The 15,259-nt window shown below is 69.9% G+C and carries 17 protein-coding genes; 4 read left to right on the forward strand and 13 right to left on the reverse strand.

The window, feature by feature from the left end; translation table 11 throughout:
• Nucleotide 1 precedes the first annotated feature (1 nt).
• Complete coding sequence (locus HS104_15225) at nt 2-265, reverse strand: hypothetical protein (GenBank protein ID MBE7481318.1); 264 nt, start codon at nt 263-265, stop codon at nt 2-4.
• A gap of 146 nt (nt 266-411) precedes the next feature.
• Here HS104_15225 and HS104_15230 point away from each other — a divergent pair, with 146 nt between their 5' ends.
• The gene (locus HS104_15230; protein ID MBE7481319.1) at nt 412-1,206 is read left to right on the forward strand and encodes an enoyl-CoA hydratase/isomerase family protein; all 795 of its coding nucleotides are present in this window, start codon (nt 412-414) and stop codon (nt 1,204-1,206) included.
• Nucleotides 1,207-1,260: 54 nt separating this feature from the next.
• Here HS104_15230 and HS104_15235 read toward each other — a convergent pair whose 3' ends face one another.
• On the reverse strand, nt 1,261-2,313 hold the full coding sequence (locus tag HS104_15235) for an AAA family ATPase (GenBank protein MBE7481320.1): 1,053 nt from the start codon (nt 2,311-2,313) through the stop codon (nt 1,261-1,263).
• A gap of 87 nt (nt 2,314-2,400) precedes the next feature.
• Here HS104_15235 and HS104_15240 point away from each other — a divergent pair, with 87 nt between their 5' ends.
• Complete coding sequence (locus HS104_15240) at nt 2,401-2,595, forward strand: hypothetical protein (GenBank protein ID MBE7481321.1); 195 nt, start codon at nt 2,401-2,403, stop codon at nt 2,593-2,595.
• On the forward strand, nt 2,592-3,569 hold the full coding sequence (locus tag HS104_15245) for a flippase-like domain-containing protein (protein MBE7481322.1): 978 nt from the start codon (nt 2,592-2,594) through the stop codon (nt 3,567-3,569). Before HS104_15240 ends, HS104_15245 begins: the two co-directional genes overlap by 4 nt.
• On the opposite strand, the gene HS104_15250 is transcribed toward HS104_15245, so the two are convergent.
• Genes HS104_15250 through maf form a run of 4 tightly spaced genes read right to left on the reverse strand, consistent with a single transcriptional unit; the run spans nt 3,566 to nt 6,854 of the window.
• Nucleotides 3,566-4,522 (reverse strand): RluA family pseudouridine synthase, encoded by a 957-nt coding sequence (locus HS104_15250; GenBank protein MBE7481323.1) that lies wholly within the window; start codon nt 4,520-4,522, stop codon nt 3,566-3,568. The two genes, HS104_15245 and HS104_15250, sit on opposite strands and share 4 nt — an antisense overlap.
• Before the next feature lie 9 nt (nt 4,523-4,531).
• Complete coding sequence (locus tag HS104_15255; protein MBE7481324.1) at nt 4,532-4,795, reverse strand: hypothetical protein; 264 nt, start codon at nt 4,793-4,795, stop codon at nt 4,532-4,534.
• Between the two features lie 47 nt (nt 4,796-4,842).
• Nucleotides 4,843-6,249 (reverse strand): glycosyltransferase family 39 protein, encoded by a 1,407-nt coding sequence (locus HS104_15260; GenBank protein MBE7481325.1) that lies wholly within the window; start codon nt 6,247-6,249, stop codon nt 4,843-4,845.
• Entirely contained in the window at nt 6,249-6,854 is a 606-nt protein-coding gene (gene maf, locus HS104_15265; GenBank protein MBE7481326.1) for a septum formation protein Maf, read from the reverse strand. Before maf ends, HS104_15260 begins: the two co-directional genes overlap by 1 nt.
• A 47-nt stretch (nt 6,855-6,901) precedes the next feature.
• Here maf and HS104_15270 point away from each other — a divergent pair, with 47 nt between their 5' ends.
• Complete coding sequence (locus tag HS104_15270) at nt 6,902-7,924, forward strand: hypothetical protein (GenBank protein MBE7481327.1); 1,023 nt, start codon at nt 6,902-6,904, stop codon at nt 7,922-7,924.
• A 458-nt stretch (nt 7,925-8,382) separates the two neighbouring features.
• On the opposite strand, the gene HS104_15275 is transcribed toward HS104_15270, so the two are convergent.
• The 7 genes from HS104_15275 to HS104_15305 all read right to left on the reverse strand — a co-directional run bounded on the left by HS104_15275 (nt 8,383) and on the right by HS104_15305 (nt 15,254).
• Nucleotides 8,383-9,015, reverse strand: a complete 633-nt coding sequence (locus HS104_15275) for a polysaccharide export protein (GenBank protein MBE7481328.1) — start codon at nt 9,013-9,015, stop codon at nt 8,383-8,385.
• Between the two features lie 70 nt (nt 9,016-9,085).
• A complete protein-coding gene (locus tag HS104_15280) occupies nt 9,086-10,438 on the reverse strand; it encodes a hypothetical protein (GenBank protein MBE7481329.1) in 1,353 nt (450 codons plus the stop codon).
• A gap of 66 nt (nt 10,439-10,504) precedes the next feature.
• A complete protein-coding gene (locus tag HS104_15285) occupies nt 10,505-11,068 on the reverse strand; it encodes a hypothetical protein (GenBank protein ID MBE7481330.1) in 564 nt (187 codons plus the stop codon).
• Between the two features lie 238 nt (nt 11,069-11,306).
• Complete coding sequence (locus HS104_15290; protein ID MBE7481331.1) at nt 11,307-12,722, reverse strand: AgmX/PglI C-terminal domain-containing protein; 1,416 nt, start codon at nt 12,720-12,722, stop codon at nt 11,307-11,309.
• A 97-nt stretch (nt 12,723-12,819) separates the two neighbouring features.
• Nucleotides 12,820-13,401, reverse strand: coding sequence for a hypothetical protein (locus tag HS104_15295; GenBank protein ID MBE7481332.1), 582 nt, complete (start codon nt 13,399-13,401; stop codon nt 12,820-12,822).
• A 213-nt stretch (nt 13,402-13,614) separates the two neighbouring features.
• Nucleotides 13,615-13,851 (reverse strand): hypothetical protein, encoded by a 237-nt coding sequence (locus tag HS104_15300; GenBank protein ID MBE7481333.1) that lies wholly within the window; start codon nt 13,849-13,851, stop codon nt 13,615-13,617.
• The gene (locus tag HS104_15305) at nt 13,848-15,254 is read right to left on the reverse strand and encodes a tetratricopeptide repeat protein (GenBank protein ID MBE7481334.1); all 1,407 of its coding nucleotides are present in this window, start codon (nt 15,252-15,254) and stop codon (nt 13,848-13,850) included. Before HS104_15305 ends, HS104_15300 begins: the two co-directional genes overlap by 4 nt.
• Between the last annotated feature and the right edge of the window lie 5 nt (nt 15,255-15,259).

Genomic DNA, 15,259 nt, shown 5'->3' on the forward strand with positions numbered 1-15,259 from the left:
CTCAGGCCGATCGCATCCGCTCGACCTCGCGCGCCAGCGCCGCCACCGAGGCAAAGACCGGCCGCGCCGCTTCGCCTTCCGGGAGCCGGACGCCGAAGCGCTCCTCGATGGCCATGGCCAACTGCAGCGCATCGAGGGAATCCAGGCCGAGCCCGCTACCGAACAGCGGGGCCTCGTCCTCGATGTCGTCCAGAGTGCGATCCCGGAGGTCCAGCTCGTCGATGATCAGCTGCTTGATGCTGCGCTTGAGGTTTTCGTGATCCACGGTCGGCCTGGGAGGGGTCGAGCCGCAGCATAGCGCGAAGTTCTCCGAGTTGAAGCCAGGCAAACCCCCGGGCCGCGGGGCCGCACGACCGGCGCTCTCGTCCCCACGAAAATCGCGCTAAGGTCCGTTGGCGAGGCTCGAAGATCATGAGCAACCTGGTCGGCTACAAAACGGACCATGGCGTCGCGCTGCTCACGCTCGACGACCCACCCACCAACGCTTACACCCACGAGATGATGAAGGAGCTCGACGACGCGATCGTCGAGGCTCGCTTCGATCCCGACATCCACGTCATCGTGCTGACGGGCTCCGGGGACCGCTTCTTCTGCAGCGGCGCAGACGTCGACATGCTCCGGGAGACCGACTCGACCTTCAAGTATTACCTGGCCCTCCACGCGAGCGAGACGCTGCGACGCCTGGAGGAGACGCCCAAGCTGTGCATCGCGGCCTTGAACGGGCATGCGACCGGAGGAGGCTTCGAGCTCGCGCTGGCCTGCGACATTCGCATCGCTCGCCAGGGGCCGTTCAAGCTGAGCCTGCCCGACGTCAAGCTCGGCTCCCTGCCGGTGACGGGCGGCACCCAGCGACTCACCCGCTTGGTCGGCGGGTCGCGGGCGATGCAGATCCTGATCGAAGGCGAGGACTTCTCGCTCGAGCAGAGCCTCGACTGGGGGCTGCTCCACTACCTCTGGGAGACGGACGGCGTGGAGTCGTTCCAGCAGAGAGTCCGCGACTACGCGCACAAGTTCACGCCTCCCGAGAAGGCCTCGCTCGCCGTCGGCCGCATCAAACGCGCGGTGCAGGCCGCTCTGGATTTGCCCATCGAGCAAGGGCTCGCCCTCGAGCGCGAGCTCGCCGCCGAGCTGTGCGCGTCCGAGGACGCGAAGGAGGGGCTGGCGGCCTTCTCGGCCAAGCGACAGGCGGTCTTTCGCGCCAGGTAGAAGGACTCGGGTTTCACGCTCGCGCCCTCCCGTCCCAAGACAGCGAAGGTCGATTCAAATCCCCAGCTTCTTCTTCACTGCGGCGAGCACGTCCGCGTCCCGCACCCGGTCGGCGTCGGCACGATACGACAGCACCATGCGGTGGCGCAGCGCGGGGAGCGTGAGCGCGACGACGTCGTCCACGTCCGCTGCCGGCTCGCCGCGGAGGGCCGCCCGGGCTTTGGCGGCGAGCACGAGCGCCTGGCTGCCGCGCGGGCCCGCTCCGAAGCGCACGTAGGAGCGCACCGCCTCCGGCGCGTCCGGTCCGTCGGGGCGCGTGGCCCGCGCGAGGCGAACCGCCAGGTCCACGGCTTCGTCCGTGACCGGGATGCGCGGAACCAGAGCGCCGAGCGCGCGGATCTCCTCGACGCCGAGCACCACCTCGACCTCGGGCATGGCGCCGGAGGTCGTGCGCCGCGCGATCTCGCGCTCCTCGACCTCGCTCGGGTAGTCCACGTGCACCTCGAGCAGGAAGCGGTCGAGTTGCGCCTCGGGCAGCGGATACGTGCCCTCCTGCTCGATGGGGTTCTGTGTCGCGAACACCTGGAAGGGATCGGGGAGCGGGTGCGTGGTGCCACCCACGGTCACGTTGCGCTCCTGCATCGCCTGGAGCAGCGCCGCCTGCGTCTTGGGGGGCGTGCGGTTGATCTCGTCCGCCAAGACCAGGTGCTTGAAGATCGGGCCGGCCATGAAGCGGACCTCGCGCCGGACCGCCCCGCCGACCTCGACCTCGTTCAAGACATCGGTGCCGGTGATGTCCGCCGGCAACAGATCGGGCGTGAACTGCACGCGGCCGAAGCTCAGCGAGAGCGCCCGCGCGACGCTGGCGACGAGCAGGGTCTTGGCCAACCCGGGCACGCCGACCAGGAGCGCGTGGCCCCGCGCGAGCAGGGTGATGAGCATGGCCTCGACGACCTGGTCCTGACCGACGACCACGCGAGCGACCTCCCCGGTCAGGCGCCGGCACGCCTTGGCGCAGCTCTCGAGAAGCTCGGCGTCGGAGGGGCGCGGTTGGGATTCGGTCACTGTCGGGTGCAGCCGGCGGCCAAGGTCGAAGGCGGCGAGCATACATGGGATGCACCCCTCGCGTCCCTCCAAACGGACGCCCCAGCCCGGGGTTGCCCCGGCAGCTTTTTGCGTGGTAGCCGGCACGACGTGCAGACCGAGGTCACCGACGCGGGCGCGGCGCCGGCTCAGACGAGCCGGATCGTCGTGGAGCGCCCGCCGCCGGGCCTCGCGCGGGGAAAGTACGCCTGGCCGGCCTGGGGGATCGGCGTCCTGGGAGCGAGCATCGTCCTGCTCGGGCTCGTCTACTTCGCGCTCCTTCGGAGGCGGCGCCGCCGGCGATGAAGGGCTTCTTGCGAAAGCTGGTGATCGCGATGCTGCTCGGCGTCGCGGTCTACGGCGTGTTCGTGGCCTGGGCCGGCTATCGCGACATTCGCGCGTCGCTCCAGAGCTTCCGCTGGAGCGCGTTTGCGCTCGCGCTCGGGCTCGCTTCGGCCAACTACGGGCTCCGCTTCTTGAAGTGGGAGTACTACCTGGCCCGCCTCGAGATCCGCGGCATCCCCAAGCTCGACAGCCTGCTGGTGTTCCTCTCGGGGTTCGTGCTCACGGTGACGCCCGGCAAGGTCGGCGAGGTATTCAAGAGCGCGGTGCTGGCGGAGACCCACGGCGTCGCAGCGGCGCGCACGGCACCCATCGTGGTCGCGGAGCGCTTGACCGACGTGATCGGGGTGATCGCGCTGATCGTGATCGGCAGCCTGGGCTTCTCCGGCGGGCTCTTGTGGGCGGGTATCGGCTCGGCGGCGGTGGCGTGCGGCCTCGTGTTCGTGCTCTGGCGCGCGCCGGGTGAAGCGCTGCTCGCCTTCCTCGAGCGGCGACCGGGCCGCCTCGCGAGCGCCGCACCGAAGCTGCGGGAAGCGTTCGACAGCCTGCGCATCGTCGCGAGCCCCGGCGCGCTGCTCTGGCCGAGCTTCTTGTCGGTGCTCGGCTGGGGCGGTGAAGGCGTCGCCCTCTACCTACTGGTGCGCGGCTTCGGCGTGGACGTGCCGGCCCCGCTCGCGATGTTCTTCTACGCCACCGCAACGCTCGCCGGCGCGGTCATCCCGGTGCCCGGTGGGTTGGGCGTCGCCGAAGCCATGATCCAAGAGCAGCTGGTGCGGCTGGCGCGAGTGCCTCACAGCGCCGCGACCAGCGCCATGATCCTGATCCGCTTCGCGACGCTGTGGTGGGCGGTGGTCGTGGGCTTCGTGGCGCTGGCGGTCCTGCGCAGGCGCTTCCCTCGCCTCATGCGCGACGGCGCAGAGGCAGCGGTTTCGCCCTAGCCGAGCGCCCGGAGTCGCTCGAGCGCGCGCTGCATGTCTTCCGGCAGCGGCGACTCGAAGCGCAGCGTGGCTCCGCTCACCGGGTGGACGAAGCCGAGCAGCGCCGCGTGCAGCGCCTGGCGGCCGAGCGCGAGCTCCACCGCGCGAAGCTCGGGGTCCTGCGAGCGCCGCCCGTAGAGCGCGTCGGCCAGGATGGGGGTCTTCGTCTGCTCCGCCAGGTGGACGCGGATCTGATGCGTGCGCCCCGTCTCCAAGCGACACGCCACGAGGGCTGCTCGCCCCCCGGAGAGCACTTCCAGCACCGAAACCAAAGTCACTGCGCGACGACCCTCGCGCACCCGGGTGGTGAAGCGCAGGCGGCTCTTGGGATCGCGGCCGTGGAGGGTCTCGACGCGCCCCGCCCGGGGCACTCCCAGGGTCAGCGCGCGGTACTCGCGCTCGACGTCGTGGCGCGCGAGCTGCGCCTTGAGCCCCTCGCGGGTGGCCTCGTCTTTGGCCACGACCAGGATGCCGCTCGTGTCCTTGTCGATGCGGTGCACGATCCCAGGCCGGAGCGGTCCAGCGGGGTCCCGGGGATCCGCCGGCGCGCCGCCGAAGCCCTCCCGGGACAGAAGGCCGCTCACCAAGGTGCCGTCGCGGTGGCCGCGGGCGGGGTGCACGACCACGCCTGCCGGCTTGTCGACCACGATCAGGTGCGCGTCCTCGAACACGACCCGGTACGGCACGCTCGGATCCGGCAGCGCCTCGGAGGGTGGCGGCGGCCCCGGCTCGACCTCGACCGTGCTGCCCTCGCCTGGAGTGTCCCGCGCGCGACACGGACGACCGTCGATGCGAACGCGGCCCTCGCCGATCCAGCGCTGGATCGTCGCGCGGGAGGTGCCGGGCAAGAGCCGGGCGAGGAGCTTGTCGACGCGCTCTCCCGAGAGCTCGGCGTCGATCTGGAAGCGGCGCATCCGCGCCTGCTACCAGATGGGGCTCTTGATGTGCCCCTTCGACTTGATCAAGATGTCCACCAGCGCGCGATCGTAGAAGTTCCTCTGGTAGAGGTCGGGAGCGACTCGGCTCTTGTACAGCGCGCGGCCCTCCTCGATCTCCTCCGCCAGCTCGTCGAACAGGGAGTCCTGCTCGATGCCGCGCACGATCTTCTCCTCGTTGTAGAGCGAGAGGTCACTGGCGATGGCGCGAGCCAGCCGGCGCGCAGCTTCTTCGGTCTCGATCAGCGGCATTTCGGGGCGTCCTCCGAGCGAAGTATCACCCGGCGGCTCGCGGGATGTCAAAACGCGGGGGATCCGTCCCCTCGCCGGGCGGCGAGGCCGAGGCCCGCCATGGCGGCCACCAGGGGGAACACCACCAGCGAGTAGCGCCCGGCGCCGAAGAACACGGCATGGGTCGCGGCGGTCATCAGGATGGCCGACGCGCCGAGGCCGAGCGCCGGATGCTCGAGCAGGCGGCCGCCGAGCAGCAAGCAGGACGCCACCAGCCCGAGGGCGCTGACCCAGGCGAACGGCGCGAACAGCGCGGCGATGCCGAAGAGCGCTAGCGCGACCCGGGCGCCTCGGCGTGGCCCCCTGACGCGGGCGATGCCGAGGTGCGCGAGCGCCAGGAGCCCGCGCTGCAGTCCCGTCTCGATCACGCCTAGGGTGAGCTTGTCCCGCTCCGAGAAGCTCCCGGGCCCGGACGCCCCGAGGTACCAACCCGCAGCGCCGCAGTACTCGAAGGTCGATGCGAGCTTGGCGGGTGCGAGCGCGAGCCAGCGGAGCGGTCGTGCGCGAACCAGCTCCCCCGCCGCCTTGGCGAAACACGCGTCCTTTTCCGCTTCCCCGAAGACGCTGCGGCAGGCCTCGGGGACGCTGGGCCCGGCGATCGGTACGAAGGTCCCCGTCGCCCCGTCGGTCGCACCGATCAACAGGTTCCAGCCGACGTTCGCGCTGACGACCACGCAGCGGTCCATCTTCTCGCAGTTCCGCAGCGTCCACGGCAGGAAGACGCAGGCGGACGAGAGCGTGACGGCGAGGGCGCCCCAGACCATGCCGCGCCGCGCGCGACCGGACCCGGCGATCAGACCGAAGAGCGGGGCGATGAGCAGGCTCTGGCCGCGCACCAAGGTGGCGAGCCCGAACACGCCACCCAGGAGCAGCCACCAGCCGAGCGGGCGTGACGAGCGCCGCGCGATCACCGCCAGCCAGCCGGCGACGGTGAGCAGCGACGCCGTCACGCCTTCGGTCATCAGCGCCGGCGTGTAGAGGACGAGCGCCGGGTGCAGGGCCGCGACTAGGCCGGACAGGCCCGCGCCAAGGCGCCCCACCGAGGCGGCCGCGATGCGATGCACGGCCAGCACCGCCAGCGCTCCCAGGAGCGCATTCAGCGTCATGCCCACCACCGGCTGCGCACCGAACAGCGCGTAGCCCGCGCCGAGCAGCCCGGGATATCCGACCGGATAGTGCGCCACGAAGGTGACGGCGCCGTCCGGCCACTGCCAGGTGTAGCCCAGGCCCCGAGCCAGGCGCGTCCCGAGCTCGTGGTAGAAGCGCGCGTCCTCCACCGGCGGGAAACGCTTCGCGGCCCAGATCACCACGGCGGCGCGCACCAGCGCGCCGAGCGCGGCGAGCACGACGGCGTCTCCGACGGGCGCGGCGACCGCGGCGACCGCGCCGAGCCGAGCGCGGAGGCGAGCCAGCATCACGGATAACGCTCGAGCAGCCCGACCCGACACAGGTCTTGGACCACCTCGCAGGCCGGCAGCCCGACGACGTTGGTGTACGAGCCGGCGACGCGCTCGATCAAGAAGGCGCCGATGCCCTGCGCGGCGTAGGCACCGGCCTTGTCTCTCCCCTCACCCGTCGCAGCGTAGCCGGCGATCACCTCGTCGCTGGCCGCCCGCATGGTCACCTCGGTGCGGACCGTTCGCGCCGAGACCGGCTCGCCCGGCGCGTCGCTCCTCGAGATCAGGTAGCGGGTGAAGACGGTGTGCGTCCGCCCCACGATGCGCCGGAGCAAGCCCCGAGCATCGGCCTCGTCCGCGGGTTTACCGAGGATCTCGTCGTCGACGACGACGATGGTGTCCGCGACCAACACACCGGCGAACGGCGCCTCCCCCAAGAGCGGCAGCACGCTCCCGAGCTTGTCCGCCGCCACCCGCTCGAGGTACCCCAGCGGGGTCTCGCCGGAGCGCGTCGACTCGTCGCAGGCCCCAGGTTTCTGGATCAGGGCGATGCCGAGGTCGCCCAGGATCTGCCGGCGTCGAGGCGAAGCGGAGCCGAGCACCAGCGGGCGGTCCTTGCCGATCACGCGCTCCGCATAGCACACACGAAGTCCGATATAACGTGGCGTCGATGTCCGGCTTCACCCCCCGCGGATTGGCGCTGCTCGCGCTGCTCGGGTTCGCACGCCCGGCCAGCGCCACCGAATGCGACCCACCCTCGGGGATCTCGACGTGCTTCGACGCCAACACGCTCTGGCACCACGCCGGCCCCTCCCGCTTCGCCAGCGTCGCCCCCGCCGAGCCCGTGCCCGAGCGCCGCCTCGCGTTCGCAGGCCTGCTGACCTACCTCGACCGCCCGGTGCTCTTGAACGCCCCCTCCCCCGACCCGGAGGGCCGCGACATTCGCGTGGTCGGTAGCGTCGTGGACCTCTCCCTCGCCTATGCGTACGCGCTGCCGGGCGGCCTCGAGCTCACGCTGGCCACTCCCGTCGTCCTCCACCAGAGCGGCGCGGGCGCCGAAGGCATCACATCGCAGAGCGCGCCGCCGCTCGGCGCCGTCGCCGTGCGCGATCCGCGGGTCGGAGTCGCGCACGCGCTGCCGCTCGGGCTCGGTCCGAGCTTCGCGCTGAAGCCGCGCCTGGAGCTCACGCTCCCCCTCGGCGACGACGACCGCTACGCCGGCTCCGGGGCGTTCGGCCTCGCGCCATCGGTGGCGACGGCGTTCCGCGCCGGCGCGCTCCACGGCGCCGGCGAGGTCGGCGTGCGCTTGCGCCGGGCGGTGACCTTCGCCACCGCCCGCGTCGGCTCGGCGCTCGCCACCTCCGTGGGCTTCGGCGCCGATCTCTGGGACGAGCGCCTGTCCCTCGAGCTCGAGGCCTTCATACTGCCCTCGCTGGTCTCTCAGCCCGGCAGGCAGACCGCCTCCTCGCGCGTCCGCGACGGCGTCCTGGTCCCCGCCGAGTGGCTCGCCAGCCTGCGCTCCGTCCCGACCTCCGATCCCGCGCTCGCCCTCTCCCTCGGCGGCGGCACCGGACTCCCGCTCTCCAGCGAGACCCGGGCGACCGACGGCGGCGCGACCACCGAACACTTCACCGGCGTGACCACGCCGAGGTTCAGGTTGTTCTTCGGCGTGCGGTACAGTCCCGGGATTTGATCTCGCTCCGGATTTTGATCTCGCTCCGCGGACTCCCCACGCGCCTCGCGACCCTCGGATTCGATCTCGCTCCGCGGACTCCCCACGCGCCTCGCGACCCTCGGATTCGATCTCGCTCCGCGGACTCCCCACGCGCCTCGCGACCCTTCCCACCAGACAAACAGGCGGCGCCCGGACTCGCCGGGTCTTTTCACTCTCCTCACTCCGGCGGATCGTGATCTGACCTTGCCAAGACCCAAGGGGTCCTCGCGGCTCGGCCTGCGGCCGAGGCTTCGCATGGACGAGCCTTCTTCTGGCTCTGGCTCTGGCTCTGGCTCTGGCTCTGGCTTTGGCTCTGGTTCCGGTTCCGGCTCTGGTTCTGGTTCTGGTGCCCGTCCCCGTCCCCGTCCCCGTCCCCGTCCCCGTCCCCGGTCTTCTTCTTCAACCTGCTCGTGCTCGCTCCCGCGCTCCGCCGCCCGTCAGAACACGCGCTCGTGCACGTAGATCGAGTCCCCCGCCTGAAGCGGCAAATCCGGCGAGCGCCCGTCGGTGATGGCGTCGACGCTGATGACCACCGTGGTGCGCCCGCTCTTGGTCTGACGGGTCAGGTTCAGCCGGTCGTGGTTCGCGATGGCGGTGAGCCCGCCGGCCAGCGAGATCGCTTGGATCAACGTCAGCCCGGGCGTGAGCGGGAAGCTCCCGGGCTTGGCCACCTGCCCGAGCACCGTGATGCGCTTGCTGTTGTACTCCTTGACGGAGACCACCACGCTCGGGTCGTTCAGGATCTTCTCCTCGATCAGCCGCTTGCGCACCAGGCGAGCGACCTCCTGCGGCTCGAGCCCGGAAACCTTCAGGCTGTGGATGTAGGGCAGGTCCACGGTGCCGTCGGACGCGATCTGGTACTCCGAGGGCAGCTCTTTCTCTCCCACCACCTGGAGGGTGAACACGTCGCCGGGGCCCAGCGTGGTGCTCTCGATGGGCGCCGGGAGCTTCACGTTCGAGTTGTCTTGACCGCCCGTACAGGCGGCGAGCGACGCAGCCTGCACGCCGAACACCACGAGCAGGAGCGTGGCGGCGAGGGCGCGGAGCCTGGCTGGAAGAAACGAGAGCATGGAGGTCACGCGACCGGGCGAGTCGCGGTGATTGGATGAGCCCGGGACCCGATTCGTTCGCGACCCGCGCTCACATGAACCAGCGAACGCCGAGCCACGCCTCGTAGCGGTTGTACTGAAGATTGTCCTGCGCCGTCTGGTCCAGCGGCACTCGGGTGTTGCCCAAGGATGCGTCGTACCGCAGCGTCGTGTTGATGCCGATGGTGTCGCTGGGGCGGTACTCGGCGAACAGGGTCACGTCCGCCCGGGACTGGCCGAAGCTGCCCTTGCGCTGGGTGCCGTCCCCGAAGTAGGTCGGCGAGTGGGTCAGGTAGGAATAGCCACCCTCGAGGTTGATCAGGAACGCTCCAGCCACGAAGTAGGAGAAGTTCGCGTAGCCGCGATCGCGGCGGTAGAAGTCGCCCAGGTAGCTGTTCGTGTAGTCGCGGACGTAGCCCGCAGCGATGGTCGAGAGGCCCACTGTGGCCTGGTCCGGCGCCAGCGACGGCTGGGGCAAGAGGAACCACTTGAGCTCGGCCTGGCCCACCGGGCCGTCGTAGTTGTGCACCGGCACGCCGCCCCGCGACTCGTAGAAGCTGGCGGCCCAGCCCGCCATGGCCAGCATGGCGAAGTGGTGCGTGATCAGGCCGTTGACGCCGACCTTGCTGTTCACGGTCTGCGCGTCGTGCTGCAGATTCGTCGCGTCCGTGTAGCGGACGAAGCCGATCTTGCCGTCGTAAATCAGCGCGGTGCGCGGCAGGAAGCGCCAGCGCCCCCGGGTCATCAGGTAGTGCTGGTAGTTGTTCAGGTTCGAGTAGGCGTCGCGCTCGAAGAAGTTGTAGTTGACCTCGTAGCCCAGGCGCCACTCGAACAGGCCCCCGCCCGGCCGCCAGTTGATGCCCGCGCCGAGGCGCACGCTGTCCCGGTCGAACGCCAAGCTGTCCTGGATCGAGTTCGACGGCTCCGCGCTGCGCACGAAGTCGCCGTACAGGTCGAAGCCCCAGGGCTTCTGCGGCAACACGTCGAGCGTGAAGTTCACGCCGGCGTTGACTGCGTGGTCGTTGTCACCAACGGCGGTGTCGTCCTTCGAGTCGGTGGCGAAGAGCTTGTTGTAGGAGAGGAAGGTGCCGGCGCGGAAGTTGAGCTTCGGCGGATCGCCGCCGCCCTCGCGACGCTGCGGGCCGAGGGTGGACAGAGACAAAGACGGCGTCACGCGCAGGCGGATCACGCTGATCTTGTCGCCCTCGTCGTCAGCCAAGAGGAAGTAGTTCGAGTCGTAGCCGAGCTCCGCGCCGATGCCGGGGTGCAACTCCAGGTTGCCGGTGCGGTAGCCGATGCCCTCCGCATATCGCCGATCCTTGATCCACGGCTGCGACTGCGCAGCGGCGGAGAGGCTTGCGGTCGCGACCAGCAGGGTGGTCGCCAGAAAGGCACGAAGTCGCATGTCGGGTCAGCGTCCGGGAGGGTCGGGAGGAGGTGATAGTCGATTCAGCGGCCCGTTGCGAGTGCGCTACTGAGTGGGGCTGGCGATGACCGGGGGCTGGGAGAGGATGGGGTCGGTGGGGTACGCGGAAGGGTCGTCGGGGATGGTCGGGTCGATCTCGACTGTCACCTGCGTGTCGCCGATGAAGCCCGTCTCCTCGCCAATGCACTGATTGGCTTCGGCGACGAGGCTGCGGACGCGATCGCGGAGGACTTGGATGACGGTGAACTCGTGGCGGGAGCGATCAGAGTCGTTCTTCTCCGCTGCGCCGCGCAGGTTGGGCATGCGGTCACGCGCCGAGCGCGTGGCCACGTCGATCTGGTTCAGCTTGTCGTTCAGGCAGAGCACCTTCACGACGTCACGCTTCTCGCGCGCTTCGCTGAGCTGACGGCGCACGGTGCTCGCCCCGCGCTCCATCTCCGGCAGGTAGGTCTCCGCCTCGTCGCGCATCTGCGTCGGAGACAGCTTCACGTCGCGCTGCGTCGTCACGTCCGGAGGCGGTGCGGGCGCGCCTTCCTGCGCGACGGCGACGCCGAACGCGAACGAGATCGCGGTGGCGACCGCCATCCCCCAAAGCCGTTTGGAAAGCATCGAGGCGAACCTCCCTCTACCCTTCAAAGTCGCGCCAGTATAGAAATCGGGCCCCACCCTGTCAACGAGCCTGGGCTTGGGGATAAGTTTCATATTTTCCGCCAGTTTCGTGACCCGACACAGGGTCGTCCAGGCGGTTCGATGCGCTGGCCCGATGGGGTATTCACCCACAAGGCTCGGGGGCCGGGTTCCGCCCCAGGGAGCCCTGGCGGAGCCCAGCTCGCGGTCGGGCCGCGCCTCACTGCTTCACGAAGCTGACCGGGACCACGATCACGGCGCTGCCGCCCTCGGGCGGATCGAACTGGGCCGCCTGGGCGCGGGACTGGACGCAGCTGGTGACCGAACCCGGCAGATTACCACTGGCCGAGGCGGTCACACCCTGGACCTCACCTCCAGGGCCGACCTTGATGCTGAGTCGAATGCTGCCCTGGGCATCCGGGTTCTCGGCCAGGCCGCGGTTGTAGCAGGCGCGGAAGCCAGCACGCATGCCGGCGACCACACGCGCCGCGTTGCTCACGTTGCCGCCGCTGACGTTGGCGCCGCCGACGTTGGCGCTGCCCTTCGGCCCTTCGACCTTCTTCACTTCACCGGTGCCGGTCGTGCCGCCGGTCTTGCCGGTGGTCCCCATGCCCGCCAGACCCGACCCACCCATGCCGGGACGGATGGTGCCGCCGCCGCTGCCGAGGTTCAGCCCGCCGATGCCGCCGGCCGAGACGCCGGCGCCGCTGGCCGCAGCCGCGTCGAGAGCCCCGGTGGGGACTTCACCACCGCGGAGCACGCCCGCCGTCGCCGGCCCCTGGCTCGAGAGCGCGCCGATCGTCGCCATCTCGAGGTTGTCGAGCTCCTTGCTCAGCGCGGCTTGCTGCGCCGCGCTCATCGGGCCCCCCTTGCCGGGCGCCCCGCCGCCTTTTGCCCCGCCCGCGGACTTCGGCGCGGCCTTCTCCGCCTTTTCGGACTTCTCCGCGTTCGGATCGACCTCTTCCTTGGTCTCCACCGGAGGCGGGGGCGGCAGCGACTTCATCGAGTCGACCAGCCCGGCCACGCTGACTTCTTCGTCGAACACCGGATCGAGCCAGTCGGAGTACACGGCGCCGATGGCCAGGAAGTGGAGCAAGAAGGAGAACGCCGCGATCATCGTCGTCCCCCAGTCGATGCTGGTTGCACCCTGGGTCACGCTCACCGGGAGCTGCGGCTTCGGCTGCACCGGAGGAGGCGCGACGAACTGGAACAGAATCGTCGTGTTGCCGACGACGACCTTGCCGCGCGAGTCCTCGGTCAGGCGGATCTGATAGGCGCCCTGCGGCGTGCGGCGCGCTTGGCCCTTGAGCATCGAGAGATCGGAGATGCCGGTCGGCAGCGCGATGCGACCGTTCATCCCGTCCAGAAAGTTCAGCGAGTAGTCGTTGCCGACCAGCTCGAAGAGGCGAAAGGTCGGGGGCAGGTTCTGGGTGGCGATGACGAACATCGCCTTCTCGCTCGGACCCACGGTCACGTGGGTGCGCTGCTTGACGATGCGCTCCTCGATGATCCGGCCACCCTGTACGACGCCGATGCGCAAGACTTTCGGGCCGCTGAGCGCGACGGCGCGCATCACCGCCGTCATCTGCCCCGGTCGTTGACTGCCTGGCTGTTGATACGGCTGCTGCTGGGTCATCGACTGCGCTCTCCGCGGTGCGGCGACTGGGAAGACCCCACGCCGCAGCGTTCGACAGCCCGGCGGAGACCTAAGTTCCCGCCGGGTCCACGAAAGACTAGTCGGGGGTCGTCTCGGGGTCCACTCGGCGCTGCACCGCACCCCCGCCCACATTGTCCGACTCCCCGAGCAAGCGCTCGAGGATGCGCCCGAGCCGGTCCCAGCCGTTTCGGGCCCGCCGCCCGCGCTCGTCGGCGGATCTGCCGAGCAGGATGCAAGCCACGGCCCCGACCAGGCCGACCGCGAAGGGCGGGCCGGCGCTCACCAGGGCCATGGGGCCTTCCTCCGGAAGCCGCCGCCCCAGCTCGACCAAGCCAACGAGCGCCCCGGCGGCCAGCGCGACCCGGGTCGCGCTCTTGGGGATCTCCCGGCTCACCTCGAGCTCGCGCGCCACGTCCCCCAGCGCTTCGTTCAGGCTGGCCACCGCGGCCGCGCGTCCGGGCGCTTCGAGCGCCTCCCGCGCCACGCGGGCGAGCTGGCCGTCCGGCGGCAACTTGGCGAGCAAACGCTCCCGACTCGCCCGCTCGAGCCCGTCGCTCGCGACCGCGTCGCGCTCGATGCGAGTCACCAGCGCGAGCCGCTTGGCGCTGACCCGGATGCAGGCAGCGGAGACGAGCAGAGCGAGCAGGATGGCGATCACGCCCGGCGATCCTCCAGGTTTCAGCGAGGAGCGGAAGAGAAAAGAAGGTGAGGTCACCGGGGCCAGGCCGTCGCGGGTGAGATCCTCTCCAGCCTCGGGAAATACTGGCGAACGCGCTTCGCGATACCCGGAGGGCCGGAGGGGTGGGCCAGCGGACGCTACGTCACCGTGGGGGACGAGCCGCGCGGCGCGTCAGGTAGCGAGGCGCGAAACTCAAAACGGATCCTGATAAATCGCCTTCTCGATCCGGTGCAAGAACGGCTGCCGGAGCTCCGCCAGCGTGAGCTTGGGCTGGATGCGGCTCACGTCCACGGCGGCAATGGGCTTCTGCACGCGGCCGACGATGGTCACCTCGCTGATGGTGACCACTCGGCTCTTGCCTTGAGCGAGCGCGAGCGAAGGGACGCCGAGAACGAGCGCCACGACTCCAAGCTGGATCGACCTCTTCATTTCTTGGCTCCTTCGGCGGGCTTCTTGGCGTCGGTGGCAGGAAGCTTGCCGGTGGAGGTGCCTCCGGTGCCGCCGCCGGTCCCCGCGGCAGGCTTGGCCGCGGGAGCTGGCTTGCTCTTCGACTTCTCGGCTTCCTCGAGCAACGCCTTCTTGGTCTTGGCGCGGGTGAGGAGCTCGTCGGTGTCGTCGCGCTCCCCCGCCTTCCCCTTCGGCTTCATCTTCTTGTAGAGCTCGAGCTCGCTGATGGCCTTGTCCACCGCGGCCTTGGGCTGGATGCCGGCGATGTTGTCGCTGAAGAGGTAGAGCAGGCCGAGGTTATAGTGCACCTGGGCCAGCGAGCTGTCCTTGCTCGCGACCCACTCGAGCTCCTTCTTGGCCTGGTCGGCCTTGCCGAGCAGCCGGTAGGCGTCTCCGAGGTTCAGGCGCGCGAGCACGTGATTCTTGTCGTACTTGAGCGCGCCTTCCAGCAGGTTCGCAGCCTCGAAGGCGTTGCCGGCCTCGAGCACGTAGCTCGCGAGCTGCACGCGGGCCTCGACCAGGTCTGGTCTGGTCTCCACGGCACGCTTGAAATCGTCGAGCGCGCCGGCCTTGTTGTTCTGCTCCTGGTAGATCAACCCGCGCAGCAAGCGCGCCTCTGCGTTGTTCTTGTCGCGCGCGGGGTTCTCGTCGCCGTGGCCGTCGAGGATGGCCTTGAGGGTGTAGAGCGCGAGATCCAGCCGTCGCTTCCGGTAGTGATCGCGGGCGATGGTGACCATCACCGGGCGATAGTCCGGGTTCTTCTTCAAGGCCTCCTTCGCGAGCTGCTGCGCTTCGGTCGAGTCGCCCTGGATGGACTTCACTTCCGCGAGCGCCGCCGTCACCGCGGCGCTCTTCGGCATCTTCGCAGCCTTGCCGTTCAGGAAGCTCTCGGCCTCGCTGGCCTTGCCGTCGCGCGCGAGCAGCACGCCGAGCGAGTAGATGGCGGGCTCGTAGTCGGCGACCACGGAGACCGCGCTCTTGTACGCCGAGGCCGCGCCGCTCGACTCCCCGAGCCGCTCCTTGACGACGCCGAGCGAGTAGAACGCCTGGTAGGCGTTGGAGTCCGCCTCCGTGGCCTTGGTGAACTGCTCCCGCGCCGACTGCAGGTCGCCGGCCTTGAAGGCGTCCATGCCCGCGTTGTAGGCCTGCGCCGCGGAGGCGTTCATCTTGGGCCGATTGGTCGCTGCCTCGCCGCTCGACGGCGCGTCCGTGACGGCGAACTGCTGTCCCCCCGGCGTGTAGACCGCGCCCGGCCCGCCGTGGGTCGACTGATCGATCTTGCCGGCGCCCGGGTACTTCGCGCCGGGCTTGTCCTTTCCGCCGCAAGCCACCGTCGCGAGCGCGAAGGCGATCACCAGGGCCGAACCGATTCGAAGCTTCATCATCTTCG

This window comes from Polyangiaceae bacterium, from assembly GCA_015075635.1.
GTDB lineage: Bacteria > Myxococcota_A > Polyangia > Polyangiales > Polyangiaceae > JADJKB01.

Bases quoted from the DNA above. Each gene is read 5' to 3' on its own strand.
- HS104_15305 (MBE7481334.1), bottom strand. From the start codon at position 15,254: ATGATGAAGCTTCGAATCGGTTCGGCCCTGGTGATCGCCTTCGCGCTC.
- HS104_15275 (MBE7481328.1), bottom strand. From the start codon at position 9,015: ATGCTCTCGTTTCTTCCAGCCAGGCTCCGCGCCCTCGCCGCCACGCTC.
- HS104_15280 (MBE7481329.1), bottom strand. From the start codon at position 10,438: ATGCGACTTCGTGCCTTTCTGGCGACCACCCTGCTGGTCGCGACCGCA.
- HS104_15290 (MBE7481331.1), bottom strand. From the start codon at position 12,722: ATGACCCAGCAGCAGCCGTATCAACAGCCAGGCAGTCAACGACCGGGG.
- HS104_15250 (MBE7481323.1), bottom strand. From the start codon at position 4,522: ATGCGCCGCTTCCAGATCGACGCCGAGCTCTCGGGAGAGCGCGTCGAC.
- HS104_15285 (MBE7481330.1), bottom strand. From the start codon at position 11,068: ATGCTTTCCAAACGGCTTTGGGGGATGGCGGTCGCCACCGCGATCTCG.
- HS104_15270 (MBE7481327.1), top strand. From the start codon at position 6,902: ATGTCCGGCTTCACCCCCCGCGGATTGGCGCTGCTCGCGCTGCTCGGG.
- HS104_15245 (MBE7481322.1), top strand. From the start codon at position 2,592: ATGAAGGGCTTCTTGCGAAAGCTGGTGATCGCGATGCTGCTCGGCGTC.
- HS104_15255 (MBE7481324.1), bottom strand. From the start codon at position 4,795: ATGCCGCTGATCGAGACCGAAGAAGCTGCGCGCCGGCTGGCTCGCGCC.
- HS104_15230 (MBE7481319.1), top strand. From the start codon at position 412: ATGAGCAACCTGGTCGGCTACAAAACGGACCATGGCGTCGCGCTGCTC.
- HS104_15260 (MBE7481325.1), bottom strand. From the start codon at position 6,249: ATGCTGGCTCGCCTCCGCGCTCGGCTCGGCGCGGTCGCCGCGGTCGCC.
- HS104_15300 (MBE7481333.1), bottom strand. From the start codon at position 13,851: ATGAAGAGGTCGATCCAGCTTGGAGTCGTGGCGCTCGTTCTCGGCGTC.
- HS104_15235 (MBE7481320.1), bottom strand. From the start codon at position 2,313: ATGCTCGCCGCCTTCGACCTTGGCCGCCGGCTGCACCCGACAGTGACC.